The organism is Collinsella sp. CLA-ER-H9, assembly GCF_040092295.1.
GTDB lineage: Bacteria > Actinomycetota > Coriobacteriia > Coriobacteriales > Coriobacteriaceae > Collinsella.
On sequence record NZ_JBBNLV010000003.1, the window covers coordinates 50237 to 66901 of the forward strand.

General features: G+C 59.1%; 14 protein-coding genes. 4 read left to right on the forward strand and 10 right to left on the reverse strand.

Translation table 11 applies throughout. The annotated features are described in order from the left end of the window. Positions 1-6: 6 nt before the first annotated feature. Positions 7-903 carry a DUF4097 family beta strand repeat-containing protein gene (locus AAAX73_RS03165; RefSeq protein ID WP_117842919.1) on the reverse strand — a complete coding sequence of 299 codons (897 nt, stop codon included), beginning with the start codon at positions 901-903 and terminating at the stop codon, positions 7-9. Beyond that, entirely contained in the window at positions 903-1619 is a 717-nt protein-coding gene (locus tag AAAX73_RS03170; RefSeq protein WP_118226442.1) for a helix-turn-helix transcriptional regulator, read from the reverse strand. Before AAAX73_RS03170 ends, AAAX73_RS03165 begins: the two co-directional genes overlap by 1 nt. Before the next feature lie 267 nt (positions 1620-1886). On the opposite strand from AAAX73_RS03170, the gene AAAX73_RS03175 reads away from it, so the two are divergent. The 3 genes from AAAX73_RS03175 (at position 1887) to AAAX73_RS03185 (ending at position 6497) form a co-directional block, all read left to right on the forward strand. Beyond that, positions 1887-2759, forward strand: coding sequence for a hypothetical protein (locus AAAX73_RS03175; protein ID WP_349124983.1), 873 nt, complete (start codon positions 1887-1889; stop codon positions 2757-2759). 118 nt (positions 2760-2877) lie between these two features. Next, a complete protein-coding gene (locus AAAX73_RS03180; protein WP_349124984.1) occupies positions 2878-3717 on the forward strand; it encodes a methyltransferase in 840 nt (279 codons plus the stop codon). 98 nt (positions 3718-3815) lie between these two features. After that, the gene (locus AAAX73_RS03185) at positions 3816-6497 is read left to right on the forward strand and encodes a DUF3516 domain-containing protein (protein ID WP_349124985.1); all 2682 of its coding nucleotides are present in this window, start codon (positions 3816-3818) and stop codon (positions 6495-6497) included. A gap of 80 nt (positions 6498-6577) precedes the next feature. On the opposite strand, the gene AAAX73_RS03190 is transcribed toward AAAX73_RS03185, so the two are convergent. The 6 genes from AAAX73_RS03190 to AAAX73_RS03215 form a co-directional block, all read right to left on the reverse strand. Continuing rightward, positions 6578-8335, reverse strand: coding sequence for a DUF2130 domain-containing protein (locus AAAX73_RS03190; RefSeq protein ID WP_349124986.1), 1758 nt, complete (start codon positions 8333-8335; stop codon positions 6578-6580). A 150-nt stretch (positions 8336-8485) separates the two neighbouring features. Beyond that, entirely contained in the window at positions 8486-9031 is a 546-nt protein-coding gene (locus AAAX73_RS03195; RefSeq protein ID WP_349124987.1) for a metallophosphoesterase, read from the reverse strand. A gap of 66 nt (positions 9032-9097) precedes the next feature. Then, positions 9098-9277, reverse strand: a complete 180-nt coding sequence (locus tag AAAX73_RS03200) for a hypothetical protein (RefSeq protein WP_349124988.1) — start codon at positions 9275-9277, stop codon at positions 9098-9100. An 18-nt stretch (positions 9278-9295) separates the two neighbouring features. Further along, a complete protein-coding gene (locus tag AAAX73_RS03205) occupies positions 9296-9622 on the reverse strand; it encodes an HIRAN domain-containing protein (RefSeq protein WP_118238333.1) in 327 nt (108 codons plus the stop codon). Between the two features lie 425 nt (positions 9623-10047). Then, positions 10048-11427, reverse strand: coding sequence for an aldehyde dehydrogenase (locus tag AAAX73_RS03210; protein ID WP_349124989.1), 1380 nt, complete (start codon positions 11425-11427; stop codon positions 10048-10050). A gap of 8 nt (positions 11428-11435) precedes the next feature. Further along, entirely contained in the window at positions 11436-12656 is a 1221-nt protein-coding gene (locus AAAX73_RS03215; protein ID WP_349124990.1) for an iron-containing alcohol dehydrogenase, read from the reverse strand. Positions 12657-12909: 253 nt separating this feature from the next. Between AAAX73_RS03215 and AAAX73_RS03220 the strand changes: the two genes are divergently transcribed. After that, positions 12910-13473 (forward strand): ferritin family protein, encoded by a 564-nt coding sequence (locus tag AAAX73_RS03220; protein ID WP_070097113.1) that lies wholly within the window; start codon positions 12910-12912, stop codon positions 13471-13473. A 242-nt stretch (positions 13474-13715) separates the two neighbouring features. On the opposite strand, the gene AAAX73_RS03225 is transcribed toward AAAX73_RS03220, so the two are convergent. Together AAAX73_RS03225 and AAAX73_RS03230 are read right to left on the reverse strand one after the other, a co-directional pair. Then, the gene (locus tag AAAX73_RS03225; RefSeq protein ID WP_349124991.1) at positions 13716-14597 is read right to left on the reverse strand and encodes a hypothetical protein; all 882 of its coding nucleotides are present in this window, start codon (positions 14595-14597) and stop codon (positions 13716-13718) included. 538 nt (positions 14598-15135) lie between these two features. Continuing rightward, positions 15136-16575, reverse strand: a complete 1440-nt coding sequence (locus AAAX73_RS03230) for a PLP-dependent aminotransferase family protein (RefSeq protein WP_349124992.1) — start codon at positions 16573-16575, stop codon at positions 15136-15138. Between the last annotated feature and the right edge of the window lie 90 nt (positions 16576-16665).

Sequence of the window (16665 nt, forward strand, 5' to 3'; positions counted from 1 at the left end):
CGCATGTCACTCCGGATCAAACGACATGTCGCCCGAACCGACCTCAAAACGATACGTAGCAGACTTATCGCCGTTATCGAATTCAAGATTCAAAATGGTCTCGCCGTCGTAGTCAAGCGGAAGGAAATCGCTCTCGAAGTCGCCGCTGCCCAAGGTGAGGCTCGCCTTAAAGCCCGTCGAGTTCGGAACCGTCATCTCCACATCGCCCGAGCCCACACTCACGTCCATCGACTTCGCGGGGGCCTGGTAAAGCTCGAACGTCACATCGCCCGAACCGACCTCAGCGCTGAGCGCATCAGTCACGCTGCCCGTAAACTCTACATCTCCCGCACCCAGGAAAAGGTCGAAACCATCACAGATGACACCGGCAATCTGCAGATCGCCCGAGCCCACGTGCGCGTTGACTCCCTTCAGATGTTCGGCAACACGGCGCGGCAGCTCGACCGTAACTGAGCGATCGATTGCCTTACCGTCGTCACTTCCAAACTGGGAAACCTTGAGCGTCGAGTCCTCGACGGATGCGATGTTTTGCGTCGCGGCCTTGGAGGCATCCATACCCTCGGCAACGCGCCCCCGCTCGATAACGCGAGCCTTGTTGCCATCAACAACCTTGACGTCCACCGAAGCCGCATTGATATCGAAATCGAGGTAGCGGAACTCATCGGCATCAAAAGTCGTGCTCGAAAGCTGCTGAGGCTGAGCGGAATACTTACCGCCATCGTTCAAAACATCGGCGTCAACCGCATCGTCCCTACCGGACAAGCCGGATGCAATAGTGCCGAGATCCCACGGACCATCAAAATGAATCCATGTCCGCGAAGCGCCAAAGACAAGCCCAACAATAAGCACAAACGCTCCGATGCCAACGCCCAGACGCACCTTCGATTCATGCGAGAGTTTCATTATTCATCACCTTCTTTGGCGCTCGGATCAACGGGGGTCGCGGTAGCCACGTCGGTATCAACCGCAGGGGAATCATCCTGAGCCCTGGATGCCACCGGCGCCGGACCAACCTGAATATTCCCGCGCGCCCAATCGCCGTCGAGCGCACGCGCCACCCAGTGATAGATGGGGATCGTAAAGAAGATCAGTGCGGCAAAGGGGGCACCACCAAACAGGAACATCAGTAAAAAGAACAGCAGCCAGCACACGGCCCAATACGGAAACGACTGGAACGGACCTTTCACTGGAGTCGGATTGACCGCGCCAGCGCTCGTCGCTTGCGCCGTCGCGGCGTTAGCCGCCTGTGCGCTCCAACTTGCAGCTTGCGCCGCCTTGGCCGCAGCATCACTCGCCTGTGTTGCCGCCTCGGTAGCGCGCGCTGCCGCCTCGTGGGTACGGGCGCGCTCGGCCGCCTCGGCCTCGCGCTGGCGAGCACGGTCCTCGTTCTCAAACTCGATATCGTCCTCGATCTCGTCGCTCGGATTGAGTAGCTCGTCCAGACTCACACCATAGAGCTTGGCAAGCGAGATCAGGTTCTCGGTATCAGGCGAGCTCTCCGCGCGCTCCCATTTACTGACCGCCTGGCGCGACAGTCCCAGCTTTCGCGCCAATCCTTCTTGGCTAAAGCCCTTGCTGCGGCGAAGGTCGGCGAGCCGCTGAGCAGTTTCTACATTCATGGTTCCTCCTATGCGATGCCAGCCGTGCCGCCGGACCGTTTTTGTTCTTAAGGCGCCTTGCACAGTTAAAAATCTATCCGCCACCGCCAAAAGCATGCCACCTATTCTAGTGAGATTTTTGACAACCGGAGGTTGCGGGCGCATATGAGCTGCGGAAATGTGTCCAAACAAAGCAATGACCCGCAGCTCGGTTGTCCCCGTTGCGGCGTTAACGGTAGTATGGTCGTACTGTTTATTCCGCACCGCCAACGGAGGGAGTTCCGCGCCGTGAACCGCGATTTCGCATCATCGCTCATCCAGCTCAACAACACGTTCTATCGCGAGCACTCCGCCTCCTTTTCCGATACGCGCCAAGCCCCGTGGCCCGGCTGGGTGCGCACCATGGACATCGCGCTCGGACAGCTCGACGTCGCCACCATCGAGCATCCCGTCCGCGTCTTCGATCTTGCCTGCGGCAATATGCGATTCGAGAACTTTGCCGCCGGCGGCGCACTTGCCGCCAAGGGCGTCGACGGCGCAAACCCCTCGGCAGATGCCAGCTGCCCCTTCGAGTTCTATGGCGTCGACTCTTGCCAAGACCTGGCCATCGATGCACATGGCCACGCCCTGCGCATTCCCAACCTGCACTTCCAGGAACTCGACGTGCTCGACGCCCTCATGAGGCTCAACCCCGCCGAGACACCCGACGTGCTTTTCGACGCCCCGCTCGCCGATATCTCGGTCTGCTTTGGCTTTATGCACCACGTGCCGTCGTGCGAGTACCGCGTACGCGTGCTCGACGCCTTGGTGCGCCAGACGCGCCCGGGCGGCATCATCGCCATCAGCTTTTGGGAGTTTATGAACGACGAGCGCATGGCGCGCAAGGCCGTTCGCGCCGAAGCCCGCGCCGAACTCACCCCGCCGTTTGAGGGTTACGATTCCGCGCAGTTTGAAGCCGGCGACCACCTCATTGGCTGGCAAAACGACCGCCACGCCTACCGCTATTGCCATCACTTTGACGATCAGCAGATCACCGACCTGGTGCGCGGCGTCCGTACGTTCTACAAGAGCGGCGAGGTCCCCGTACGCGAGCTTGAGCGTTTCCATGCCGACGGTCGTAGCGGCGAGCTCAACCGCTATGTGATCCTCAAGCGGCTGTAGGCATCGGCGACTCGCCGCCGAGCCGCACCGCAGCTTTTGGGCAAACTATGCCCACCCCTTTCCAACCCATTGACGGAACGCGCGGCTATGCGTTCCACACGTATGACCAAGGAGCCTCATGGGAGCCGTCCACGTTCGCACGCCTAAGAACTTTGTGCTCGAGGAGCGCCTGGAGCGCTACGCCGATGCGATTGAGACGAACCCCGAGGCCTATGCCGGAGATTGGCGCAAGGCCTGTGCGCCCGCAGGCAGCAAGCCTTTCGAACACCTTCACCTGGATCTTGGTTGTGGCAAGGGAACGTACCTTGTAGAGCGCGCGGCCCACGAGCCAAACACCCTCTTTATCGGCATGGACCAGGAGCCCATCTGCATCGCCTATGCCGCACAGAAAATCTGCGAGCAGGAGCTATCCAACGCGCTCGTCCTGCCCCGAGGCGCCGCATCGCTGCCGCAGTTATTTGCCGCCGGCGAGCTCGACGCCATCACCATCAACTTTCCCACGCCGCAGCCCAAGGCAAAGTACGCCAAAAAACGACTCGTCCATGTCGACCATTTGATGCTCTACCGCCCGCTCCTTGCAGCCGGCGCTACCGTCACGCTGCGAACCGACAGCAAGCCACTGCGCGACTACGCCCTGGGGCAGTTTGCCGCGGCAGGCTACGACACACTTTGGGTAAGCGACGACGTTCGCCGCGACCATCCCGAGCATCCCGAGACCGAATACGAGCGCCGCACGCGCGAGATGGGTGCCGCCGTCTATGGCATTTGCGCCACTCCCGACACGCTGCCCAGCGATGAACAGCTCCAAGCGGGCCGCGTGCAGGAGCAAAGTCTTGCCTGCTACCTGCCCGATAACCTCGATGAGCTCACCTATGTGCCTTTAGGCATGGAAGAGGCCGTCGAGAACTTTAGAAACCGTGCCCGCAAAGGCAAGAAGCGCCTGCCGCAAGAGCACTAACTTCACGCGCCCATTTCCTGCATTTTCTCGCGCGCTGGCGCCCCGCACCGCCGCTACGCCATAATGGATGGCGGACAAACGCGAGAGAAAGCAACCACATGGCACAGACCACGACAGATACCGCCGCCAGCACCGTCTCCGGCGCCGGCGCTGCCAGCTCATTCTCGGGCGGCACGGGAACCGAAGCCGAGTTTGGCTCGCTCGGCGCGCTCTCCCCCACCTGGTGGGAGCCCGAGGACGGCAGTGAGCCCGAACCGTGGCTCACGCCCGATCAGGCCTTCGAGCGCTTCTTTGAATGGACGAGCGATCGCGGTATTGAGCTGTGGGACCACCAAGAAGAGGCCCTCATGGATCTAGCCGCCGGCGATCACGTCATTCTGGGCACGCCGACCGGCTCGGGTAAGTCGCTTGTCGCGCTGGGCATGCTCTTTATGGGCATGGCACAGGGCAAACGCTGCTATTACACGGCCCCCATCAAGGCTCTGGTCAGCGAGAAGTTTTTCGACCTTGTGCAGGTGCTCGGCCGCGATAACGTCGGTATGATCACCGGCGACACGCATATCAACACCAAGGCGCCCGTCATCTGCTGCACGGCAGAGATCCTCGCCAACGACGCACTACGCGAGGGCGAAGATGCCGATGTTGGCTGCGTCGCCATGGACGAGTTCCACTACTTTGCCGACCCCGATCGCGGTTGGGCCTGGCAGGTGCCGCTGCTCACCCTGCCTCACACGCAATTCATGCTCATGAGCGCCACGCTCGGCGATGTCACCGCGATTGCCGCCTCACTCGAGGAGCACACCGGCGCTACCTGCGACTTGGTCGTCGATGCCCCACGCCCTGTGCCGCTGAGCTACGACTATGTGACGACCTCGCTCGAGGGCACCGTCGAGCTCGCGATGCGCCGCGGCGAGGCCCCGCTCTACATCGTGCACTTTAGCCAGGACGCCGCCCTTGCGACGGCACAGTCGCTCGCCAACTTTGGCATTGCCAGCAAGGAGCAGCGCGAGGCCATTAAGGAGGCGGCTAAGGGCACGAGCTTCTCGACGGCCTTTGGCAAGATTCTCAAACGCCTGCTCGGCTGCGGCGTCGGCGTGCACCACGCCGGTATGCTGCCGCGCTATCGCCTGCTGGTCGAGCGCCTGGCGCAGCAGGGCCTACTGCCCGTCATTTGCGGCACCGACACACTCGGCGTCGGCATCAACGTGCCCATCCACACCGTGGTCCTCACCGCGCTCACCAAGTTCGACGGCTACAAGATGCGTCGCCTGCGCGCCCGCGAGTTCCATCAGATTGCCGGTCGCGCCGGCCGCTCGGGCTTCGATACCGAGGGCATGGTGATTGCCGAGGCACCCGAGCACGAGATCGAGAACGCCAAGCTCATGGCCAAGGCGGGCGACGACCCCAAAAAACTCCGCAAGATTAAAAAGAAGAAGGCCCCCGAGGGCTTTGTCACCTGGAACAAGCAGACCTTTGAGCGCCTGATCGAGACGCAGCCCGAAACGCTCAAGCCGCGCCTGCGCATCACACACTCCATGGTGATTAGCGTGGTCGAGCAGGGCGGCGATGCCCGAGCCCGCGTACACGACCTCATCGAGACGAGTCTGCAGACCCCTGAGGAAAAGGCAAAGCTCGAGGTTCGTGCCGACGAGATCTTCGCCACGCTCATCGATTCCGGCGTCGTCGTTCGCACCGAAGTGCCGCCCGCACCCGACGCTCCGGCTGACGCCGCGCCGGACATCGACTACGCGCTGACGGTCGACCTGCCCGAAGACTTTGCGCTCGACCAGCCGCTCTCGCCGTTTTTGCTTGCCGCGCTGGAGTTGCTCGATCCCGAGAGCGAGACCTATACCATGGACCTCATCTCGATGGTCGAGGCTACGCTCGAGGACCCCAAGCAGGTATTGCGCGCACAGGAGCGCGCCGCGCGCGACCGCGCCATGGCCGAGATGAAGGCCGACGGCATTGAGTATGAGGAGCGTCTGGAGCGTATTCAGGACGTCACGTACGAAAAACCGCTCGAGGATTTGCTCGACGCCGCCTTTGACAAGTACTGCCAGGAAGTACCCTGGGCCAACGACTACCAGCTCTCGCCCAAGAGTGTCCTGCGCGACATGCTGGAAAGCGCGAGTGACTTTAAGGGCTATATCCAAAAGCTCGGCATCGCCCGCTCCGAGGGCATTCTGCTGCGCTACCTAGCCGAGGCCTACCGTTCCCTCGATCGCACCGTGCCCATTGAGAAGCGCGATGAGCGCTTGCGTGACATCATTTCGTGGCTCGGCTTTGTGGTGCGCTCGGTCGACTCGAGCCTGGTGGACGAGTGGGAGAACGCCGGCAACCCGGCAGCCCTCGACGCCGCGCCGCCGCAGGGCATCGACGAGGTCGTGGCGGATCGCCGCGGCTGCACGCTGCTGGTGCGCAACGCGCTCTTCCGCCGCGTGACCCTTGCCGCCCGCGAGCACGTGCGCGACCTGGGCGAGCTCGACGACGACTGGGGCATGAGCGAGATCCGCTGGCAAAAGGCGCTCGATGCCTACCATGAGCAGCATGAGGAGATTCTCACCGACGGAGATGCCCGCAGCGCCGCAATGTTTTCCATCGATGAGTCCGACGAGAAGACTGCACACGTGTGGCACGTGCACCAGATCTTTGCCGACGAGGATGGCGACCACGATTTTGGCATCATGGGCGATGTCGATCTGGACGCCACGCAAGACGGCGGCGAGGTCATCTTCAAAAACTACCGCGTCGGCTTTATCGAGGACCTGCTCGAGAACTAGCCAAACAAACTGGAACGGAATAAAACGGGGCCGCTGGCAACATCGCCAGCGGCCCCGCTTTTTGCGCGATACGCTATCCTCTACTCGGCATCCTCGACCTCATACGAATCCGCCTCGGCGGGCTCATCGCCTGTCTCCGACGCGGTCTCGCGTGCCTCATCAAACGCTGCCTTCATGGTTTTGTTGCCCCAAGTGAGCTTGCGAATGGTAAGCTCATCGGCCTTGTTGTGGGCCAGGCGCAGATTCTCGGTGCTGCGGCGCAAATCGTCCTTGGTCTTCTCGAGCTGCTTGATGGCGGCATCGATTTCCTTGATCGCCGACTCGAATTGCTTACTCGCCAGGTTATAGTTGCGCGAGAAGCCGTCCTTGAACTTTTCCATCTTGGCTTCGAAGTTCGTAACATCGATATTCTGCTGTTTGTACTCCGCTAGCTCCTGCTTATAGCGCAACGAACCCATAGCGGCGTTGCGCAGCAGCGTAATCATGGGAATGAAAAACTGCGGGCGAATCACGTACATCTTCTCATAGCGATAGCTCACGTCGACTATCCCTGCGTTATAGAGCTCGCTCTCGGGCTCGAGCAGCGTGCAGAGCACCGCGTACTCACAGCCTTTCTGGCGACGATCGTGATCGAGTTTCTTAAAGAAGTCCTCGTTTTTGTGCTTGGTCGCGGTCTCGTCGTTCTCGTTTTTCATCTCGAACATAATCGAAATGACCTCGTTGCCGCTCGCGTCGCACTCGCGGAAGATAAAGTCGCCCTTGGTGCCCTCGGACGCATCGTTATCTTTCTCGAAGTACGCGTTAGGAAACGCCGTCATGCGTAGGCGGTTAAACTCGGTCTCGCAGTGCTGTTCGAGCGACTCGCCCACCATCTTGGTGGACAGGCGGATCTTCATGTCCTTAAGGCGCTCAATCTCTTCATCCTTGTAGCGAATCAGGTCATCGCTCGCGCGCTTGGCCTGCGCAAGCTCGAGCTCGTGTGCCACCTTGGCCTGTTCCTCGCGAGAATCGCGCACCGCCAGCTCGCTCGTCAGCTTGGCACGTGCCTCATCGCGCTCTCGTTCCGCCGCGGCGACCGCCTCTGACAGGTTCATTTTTGCCATCAGTTCCTGCTCGCGCAGCTGGGCACGCAGCCCCTCGGCCTCTTGCTCGGATTGAGCCTTTGCGGCAGAAAACTTCTCCTGCACCTTCGCCTGATAGTCGGCAAGCGTGCGCTCAGCTTCGCTGCGAGCAACATCAAGCTCACGCTGGGACTCGGCCGCAGCGGCAGCAAGCGCCATCTCCTGGGCCTTGTCCGCCGCGGCAAGCCTGGCCTGCAGCTCGGCAATCTGAGCATCACGTGCAGCTAAATCGTTTTGAGCAGCATTGCGCGTCACCGACTCGACGAGCTTGGCTTCGTCATCTTTGCGCTCCAGCTGCGCACGCAAATTGTCGATTTCTCGCTGAAGCTCGGCGTTTTCCTTTTGAGCATCGGCGCGGGCCTCAACCGCTGCACGCTGGCTTGCACTCTCGCGCTCTGTGGCAGCGCCCTCGAGCTTGGCGCGCAGCTCGGCAAGTTCAGCATCGCGCTTGGCAACCTCTTGTGCCAGCTGCTGAGCTGCAGCATTCTTCTGCTCGACAAGCTGAACGTTGCGCTGAGACTCTGCCTCCTGCAAAGCGGCTGACGAACGCGAGCGCTCAAGCTCCAGCGCCTGCTCGCCCTCGCGCTGGACTGCCTTCACACGCTCATCCAGGTCGCGCGAGAACTCGGCATCGCGCACTTGCTTAACGATATCCGCATAGCCGGACGCATCGACCTTAAAAACTTCGCCGCAATGCGGGCACTTGATCTCGTTCATGGCAGCTCCTCGATGGACGCAAATTTCAACCGCCTACACTCTACCGCGCCGCACGGACAAAAAAGACGCCGCTGCCATAATGGCAACGGCGCCAGAACCACCACGAAGGTGGCTGCCCCCTTTGCGGTAGCTCGTGTCGTGGTTCGAGAATTACAGTCCAAAAAAGCCGAGGATCTGATCACGGCTTACGGGCTTGTAGTCGTTGGCATCGAGGCCGACATCGTAGCGAAAAATGGGGCGCTCGCGATCGCGGTTGCGTGCGTTGGTGCGGTCACCCCTGCTATGGATATGTCCGTGCAGCATGATGGCGCCGCGCGCCTTGCCATTCCAGCTGAGCATGGGGTAATGGCTCATCACCAGGCGATGACCCTTAGCGTAACCGGGAGCGACCTCCAGATAATCGCGCACCTCATCCCAAATCTGCGGTGCGTTCGGATCTTCCCAATCGCCGTCATGGTTACCGCGGATGAGCGTCACGTTCTTGCATTCGATACACTCGCGCAGGTGCACGGCATCCGCTAGGGGCAAACGATAGGTAAAGTCTCCCAGGATGTAGAGACGGTCATCCGCAGCCACGCACTCATTGATGGCATCGATGACCTTGCGATTCATCTCCTCGACCGAGCCAAACGGCCGGTCCATGTCGTGCAAGATATTCGTATCGCCCAGGTGCAGGTCGGCGGTAAACCACATCATCGTCTATGTCCTCATTTCGCAACGCGTCAAACTCGTGCTAAGTATACAGACACAGCGATGCGTCGGTTAGCCAAAGAGCCCGCCGAACAGACCTCGGCGGTGTTTGTCTTTCTTTTTCGACGCGTCACCCTGGGCGTTCTTGTCCTGCCGCTTCTTCCGGTCCTGCTCTAGCTCATCATCGTCGAGCAGCATATCCCACTCAAACGGGTCGTCCGTCAGATCGAACAGGCCATCGCCATCAAACATGACCGCCTCCATTGCCGATTAGCGAGCATCCACCACATAGAGTCCAACGCGCACCTGATGCCACGGGCTGCGCTCGGGGGCAACCTGTTGCACACGGGCCTCAAATACGTACCCATGGCCGTAATACATCATCAAGGACAGCGGGCCGGCCTCGTTTCCCGGAACATAGCCGAGCTTGGTGTTGCCGTAGTAGATCGCAACCGCCTCGGGATCATGGGGATTATCGCGCTCGGCACACAGCGTCAGCTTATCGCCCGCTTTAAGATCGCCCAAGACCAAGGCGCCATCGGCATACTGAAATCCTGCAATATGAAACGACAAAAGAACACGTGAAGGCTCGTACATGGCAGCTCCTCTACCGGCCGGAATACCCGGCGTTTAACCTTATTGAGAAGTCTACGGGCCCGTGCGGACACAAATTCATCCTGTCTGCGTCTTTCAATCGCTTGCCGCAACGCTTGCGCGACGGGACGCTTGCAGATAAGATAGGAACACGGATGGCACCCGTGGCAGCGGGTCTTGCCAACTCCGATACACGTTTTCATCGTGAGAAGTGGCCGTCTTCGCTTACGCGGGGGCGGCCACTTCATTCGGCCGATAAACAGGCCGAGTTCGATAGCCGCGATCAACAACGCCAATAACGAAATAACATCGCTTACGTTCATACCAAATCCCTTCTAAAGGGAGTTGGCCCATCCGTGCTCCATAGCAGTAGTCTAACGCAAAATGCGGGTAATAGGAACACTTGTTCGTATTACCCGCGATCTTTTCTAATGCACAAACATACGCACGAACTTGTGCTTCCAGCTTGCGTAGGGCGCATACCGAAACGGCACGTCCAGCCAGGTTACCTTGTTCACGATGCTCTTCTTGTGGCTAAACGTATCGAAGCTCTCGCGGCCATGGTACTGGCCCATACCGCTCGCACCCATGCCGCCGAAGCCCATATGGCTCGTAGCCAAGTGCATGATCGTGTCGTTAACGCAGCCGCCGCCAAAGGGCACGTAGCGCACAAAGCGCTCCTGAACTGCACGATCCTGGCTAAAGATATACAGGGCCAGCGGCGTCGGACGATCCGTAATAAACGTCTCGGCCTCGTCTAAGCTTTCAAACGTCAGCACCGGCAGGATGGGGCCGAAAACCTCCTCCTGCATCACGGCATCATCGGGCGCCACGCAGTCCAAAATCGTCGGCTCAATCTTGAGAGAAGCCTCGCGCGCGGCGCCTCCAAGCACGACCTTATCGGGATCGATCAGTCCGCGCACGCGCACAAAGTGCTTGGCGTTGACGATACGGCCGTAATCCTCGTTGTCGAGCGGGTGCTCGCCAAACATGCGACGGGTCTCCTCCTTGATGAGGCCCAACAGCTCATCGTGCACGCGCGTATCGACCAACAGGTAGTCAGGGGCCACGCAGGTCTGTCCCACGTTGAGCCATTTACCAAAGGCGATGCGCCGAGCGGCGACCTTCAAGTTTGCCGTCGCATCCACGATGCAGGGGCTCTTTCCGCCCAGCTCAAGCGTCACGGGCGTAAGGTTTTTACTTGCACGCTCCATGACGAGCTTGCCGACCGGAACGCTGCCGGTAAAGAAGATCTTGTCCCAGCACTCGTCGAGCAGCGCTTCGTTTTCGGCGCGGCCGCCCTCGACAACCGTTACCAGACGCGGATCAAATGTCTCTTCACAGATTCGCCTGAGCACCGCGCTCGATGCCGGAGCATATGCGCTCGGCTTGATGACCACGGTATTGCCCGCGGCAAGGGCGCCGGCAAGCGGCTCGAGCGTTAGCAAAAACGGGTAGTTCCAGGGCGCCATAATGAGCGTGACGCCATAGGGTACGGCTTGCGTTTTGCACACACTCACGGCGTTGGCGAGGTCACACGGACGCAGGCGCGGACGGCTCCATCGAGCCGCATGCGCAATCTGATGACGAATCTCGGAAAGCGAGGTGCCGATCTCACACATATAGGCCTCGTCATGCGACTTTCCCAAATCGGTCTTGAGCGCATGGGCAATATCGGTCTCGTGTGCCCGCACCGCCTCGCGCAGGCGCACGAGGGCGCGACGTCGAGCATCGACATCAAACGTGGCGTGCGTCTTAAAGTAGGCGCGCTGGTCGCCGACGATGCGCGCAATTTCCTCGGTGTTCATGGACCCTCCTAGTTCTCGTCTTCAAACATACCACCCGCAACCACCTCGTACATACGCTCGAGCTCCAAACGGTCCATTAGAAGCGGAACGGGGTATAGCGGATTGGCCTCGGCATCGGCATGGGCCGCCATTTGCGGAATATCGGAGCGGCGAATACCCGTCACATATTTGGGAATGCCCAAGGCGGCATTCATGCGGTCGACCCAATCGATAAAGGCCTCGGCCGCAAGACTGTCCTGCGCGGTAGCCGGCGCAATGCCCGCCATGCGAGCAAGATCGGCAAGCTTGGGGGCGGCGGCGTCACCATAAGCGCGAAGCATGTGCGGCAGGATGATCGCGTTGGCCAAACCGTGCGGAATTCCGTATCGGCCGCCCAGACTGTGCGCGATGGCATGCACATATCCGACATAGGAGCGCGTAAAGGCAACACCCGCCTTATACGCCGCCGAAAGCATATTGCGGCGCGCACGCATGTTGTCGCCATGCTCATAGGCCTCGAGCAAATTGTCGTGGATGAGCTGAACCGCCTGTCGCGCCATCTTGCGCGTGTAGGGCGTGGTGCTACGGCCGATAAAGGCCTCGACGGCATGCGTCAGGGCATCCATGCCCGTCTGCCCCGTAGTGGAGGCGGGCAGACCGCGCGTAAGCTCGGGGTCGTGCACCGCAAAGCGCGGGATAAGCACAAAGTCGTTAATGGGGTACTTGTAGTGCGTCTCGTCATCGGTAATTACTGCCGCAAGCGTGACCTCGCTTCCCGTACCTGCCGTGGTGGGAACGGCGATGAGCAGCGGCAGGCGACGATGAATCCGCAGCAGCCCGCGCATCTTGTTGATGGGCTTATTTGGCTGTGCGATGCGTGCGCCCACGCCCTTGGCACAGTCCATGGCCGAACCGCCACCAAAGCCGATAATGGCCTGGCAGGCGCTCTCGCGATACAGGGACGCCGCTTCCTCCACGTTTGAGACCGTGGGGTTCGCACGCGTTTCGGCATAGACCGTAACGCCAATTCCCCTGGATGCGAGCGCCGTCTCGAGCGGCGCCGTGAGCCCCAGACGGGCAATGCCGGGATCCGTTACTATAAGAACCCGCTGTATCGAGCGCTTTTGAAGCACCGCGGGCATATCCTCGGCATGCTCCAAAATGCGTGGCTCGGTATAGGGCAGCACCGGCAATGCGATGCGAAAAACCGTTTGATACGTTCGGCACCAGGCGCGGCGGGCTAGATGCATAAAGGAAACTCCTTCATTTGTTGATTCGTCAACATTTGCTCGACCGATTGTACTCAGCGGCGGTCAAAGACGGCCTGCCAATCGTTAATCAATCAACATCTTCATATCTCAAAATTGTTTTATTAAAAATCATTCCTAATAGGCTTCACTTTCAGTCTCATTTATGGATAATAGAACTCGTCAAGACGCACGTCCGGAGAGGGCCCTTATGGGACCGGGCGAGCGCACCATCGCCATCGATCGAAAGGATCGAATCATGAAGTTTGTTTGCCCCGTTTGCGGTTATGTGGAAGAGTTCGACGGCGACCAGCTGCCCGAGGACTTCAAGTGCCCCCAGTGCGGCGTTCCCGGTTCTCGTTTCCTGAAGCAGGAGGAGGGCCAGCTCGAGTGGGCTGCCGAGCACGTCGTGGGCGTCGCCAAGATGGAGGGCGTCTCCGAGGACATCGTTGCCGACCTGCGCGCCAACTTTGAGGGCGAGTGCTCCGAGGTCGGTATGTACCTGGCCATGGCTCGCGTCGCTCATCGCGAGGGCTATCCCGAGATCGGCCTGTACTGGGAGAAGGCTGCCCACGAGGAGGCAGAGCATGCCGCCAAGTTCGCCGAGCTCCTGGGCGAGGTCGTGACCGACTCCACCAAGAAGAACCTCGAGATGCGCGTTGAGGCCGAGAACGGCGCCACCGCCGGCAAGACCGATCTCGCCAAGCGCGCCAAGGCCGCTGGTCTCGATGCCATCCACGACACCGTGCACGAGATGGCTCGCGACGAGGCTCGCCACGGCAAGGCTTTCGCCGGCCTGCTCAAGCGCTACTTTGGCTAAGCCAACCGCCTGAGACATAACCTCTAGCTCGATGAGGCCCGGACCGTATTGGTTCGGGCCTTTTTGTGTCTCGAGGACTCGTTAACGCCCTGAAATAGGGTTATCTTCGGCATCGGTTTCTCGTCAAAAACTAAGTGAGTAGGCTTTTTGGAACTTGCCGAGCAGACCATCCATATTGCTTTATAAAGTCGCAGGTAAATGGCTTGTTGCGAAAACGGCCTGGTCGCCATCAAGCCAAAAGTCTACTCACTTAGTTCCGCAGCCGCCCACGATCGAGCAGTTTTGTGTCCAACGGGCATCTTTCCGTCGATGACTCCCAATTTTGTCCAGTCAACAAATAGTTCAGACCGGAGTAATGCCTCGGCCCTTTGCTCATCCGAGCTTTTATCACGATATTCAGCCTCGAGCATCCTGTATACGGCCTTAACGATCGCGCGGAATCTATCCTCATCGGATATCTGTCTGTGTGTCAGGAGAAGCACATCGTAGCCCATGGCCTGAAGGGCCGTCATACGGTCTGCGTCACGCAAGCCATCCCCCGCGCGCCCGTGCGAGGCCTTTCCCTGACATTCAATGGCCACCTGTCGCCTCCCGTCCGGCGAAGACAGAAGCAGGTCGATATATACGTGGGACTTTCCCACAATCGCTCGAGCACTTGTGCTTAGTATCACTTCGACATTGAGCTCTATGCCGCAAAACCCTTCGCCTCCCAGGGCTCGCGGCAGTCCAAGCAACAAATACGCCTCGACCTCAAAAGGCGACGCGGCACCCAATGGAACGAGTTGCGAGACCGCCATAAATCTATTGCCGTAACGCATCCCGCAAACATCTGAACAAAAGCGGTCAAGGTCCCCACCCAAAACCAAAGCGTCTCGACGCCATAGATTTGAGGCGGTGCCGTCCTCGGACGGGCAGCGCATCCAACCGAACGTTGTCGAAATCGCGCCCGAATCAATTGCACGCGAAAGCTCCGCCTCGAGTGCCGCCGGCAGAGCACACACCGCAAACAAGCCACACATCTCCGCCAATACCAAAAGAAGCTGAAGATCCGTCAGATGCCGCGACATGATAAATGCCGTCAGTAGAGGAGACGTGACCAAAAATCCATGCTCCGTTTCCAGCACAGATTCCCTGGGGAACTCACCAAGAAACAGCCGCTGCTTAATGCTGGCAGGGCAAGTCCGTTTGTTTCTCGTCCGAACCAATGTATACAACGGAAAACCGAGCGCAACCGCAGCCGTCGGGTTGCGGGCGAGATCATATCGCTGCCGGTCTTCTTCCGGTCGTGGAAGCGGCGGGCACAAAGCGCGGACTTGAGGAGGCAAACGCCAGTACCTAAAAGCCGATATGTCACAAAGTAGATCCTTCATAGGCACAGGAAAACACGGATTTCAACCCAGTCGGTCTCGCATTGGCGCGAACGCACCAAAAATGGCGCCGAACGGACTGCTAAGTTTTCAACAACCCTCTCCAACTGGCCAGAAGCTTGCCGAGAGCTGGACGAAGTTCTGTTGAAAACCCCATTTTTTTCGCATGCAGAAGCTTTGCGCGACAAGTGAGTAGACTTTTTTGAACATCCCGAGCAGGCCGGTCATCCTGCTTTTCAAAACCGCAGGTAGATAGCTTGTTACAAAACTGCCTGGTCGCCAAAGTGCCAAAAGTCTACTCACTTAGATTGCAGAATGCCCCCGTTAGCTGCAATTCCAAGGTGTTAAGCACTTTTGGACTCAGATCGTCATACTGGACAAGAATTTTAGTTGAGTCTTCAGGAACAGACGCGCCATCGGCACACCAATAACAGTCATTGATATCGACAAAAGGGGTGCTCGAGCGCGTGAGGGCCCGCACAAAAGAGCTTCCGCCCGCTTCGCACTCCGCAACCACGGTACAGTAAAGGCCCGCGTCTGCATGCTCGATCGAAACCTCCCCTGCCGAAAATGCTTTCCGTACAAGCGCCGCCAGGTCATCACGCGCCTCGCGAGCACGAACGCGCACGCGGTTCACATGCCGCTCGTAATCACCCGATTCCAGCAAACGAGCCAAAGCGACCTGGTCAACAGAACTCACCGACGAGGCGTAAAAACCAAGGTTGCGCCTAAACCGTTCCATCAGCTCATCGGGCAGCACCATGTACGCTAGACGCAACGCCGACGACAGGCTCTTTGAAAACGTGTTGGTGTAGATGACCGATTGTGCGGTATCGATCGAAGCAAGCGCGGGAATCGGCTTGCCGGCAAGGCGAAACTCACAATCAAAGTCATCTTCGATGAGATACCGACCCGGTCGCTCGGCGGCCCAGCTCAGCAGAGCATAGCGACGCGCAATGCTCGTCACAAGGCCGGTCGGATACTGATGGGACGGCATCAGGTGAAGGACATCGGTCCCGGTTTTCTGCAGAGCGCTCAAGTCCACGCCCTCATCATCCAACGGGATATGTCGAACTTTGCAGCCCATAGCCTGATAGATGCGTGTCAGGCGCAAATAGCCCGGATCCTCAACGGCATACACCTTGTCCGCGCCAAGCAACTGAACCAACATGGTATCGAGCAGCTGGGCGCCCGCACCGATAACGATGTTATTAGGATCGACATTCATGCCCCTCGTCCCACGCAGATGGTGAGCGATTGCGCGTCGTAGCCGAGCGGTGCCCTGTGCCGGTGCGGGCGAAAAGATTTCGCGTTCGTCTTCGGACGTCAGCGTCGCCCGTAGCGCGCTTTGCCAAAGCCGCGCCGCCTCCAAAGCGGAAGGAGAAAGTGCATCGAATCGCTCGACCTGTCCGTTGACATCATGCGCGCTGGGGCCCACAGAGACGGCATCTCGCTCGACACCCTCCGCAGCCAAAGGCAAAACCGGTGCATCCGGAAGCTCACAAGCGTAGTAACCGCGACGCGGCATTGAGCAAATATAGCCCTCGGCAAGCAACTGGCTATATGCATTCTCGATGGTAATGACACTGATTCCCAGATGACTGGCAAAGGCGCGCTTAGACGGAAGATGCTCCCCCGCCGCAATGCGCCCAGCAACAATATCGTCTCGAATTTGCTGGTAAACATACTCATAGAGCGATGCTTCGCCGCGTTGTTCCAAATTGTAGTCAAGCATGAGCCTATCACCTGACCTTATTAAGTCATTCAATCTGGTATTAGTCTGACCTTATTATTATCTCGAAAACTGAGTATTTCGCCATACCCA

Coding starts and splice junctions, on each gene's coding strand:
- AAAX73_RS03165 (WP_117842919.1), bottom strand. CDS start 903: ATGAAACTCTCGCATGAATCGAAGGTGCGTCTGGGCGTTGGCATCGGA.
- AAAX73_RS03190 (WP_349124986.1), bottom strand. CDS start 8,335: ATGAACGAGATCAAGTGCCCGCATTGCGGCGAAGTTTTTAAGGTCGAT.
- AAAX73_RS03200 (WP_349124988.1), bottom strand. CDS start 9,277: ATGTTTGATGGCGATGGCCTGTTCGATCTGACGGACGACCCGTTTGAG.
- AAAX73_RS03170 (WP_118226442.1), bottom strand. CDS start 1,619: ATGAATGTAGAAACTGCTCAGCGGCTCGCCGACCTTCGCCGCAGCAAG.
- AAAX73_RS03210 (WP_349124989.1), bottom strand. CDS start 11,427: ATGAACACCGAGGAAATTGCGCGCATCGTCGGCGACCAGCGCGCCTAC.
- AAAX73_RS03215 (WP_349124990.1), bottom strand. CDS start 12,656: ATGCATCTAGCCCGCCGCGCCTGGTGCCGAACGTATCAAACGGTTTTT.
- AAAX73_RS03230 (WP_349124992.1), bottom strand. CDS start 16,575: ATGCTTGACTACAATTTGGAACAACGCGGCGAAGCATCGCTCTATGAG.
- AAAX73_RS03205 (WP_118238333.1), bottom strand. CDS start 9,622: ATGTACGAGCCTTCACGTGTTCTTTTGTCGTTTCATATTGCAGGATTT.
- AAAX73_RS03195 (WP_349124987.1), bottom strand. CDS start 9,031: ATGATGTGGTTTACCGCCGACCTGCACCTGGGCGATACGAATATCTTG.
- AAAX73_RS03180 (WP_349124984.1), top strand. CDS start 2,878: ATGGGAGCCGTCCACGTTCGCACGCCTAAGAACTTTGTGCTCGAGGAG.
- AAAX73_RS03185 (WP_349124985.1), top strand. CDS start 3,816: ATGGCACAGACCACGACAGATACCGCCGCCAGCACCGTCTCCGGCGCC.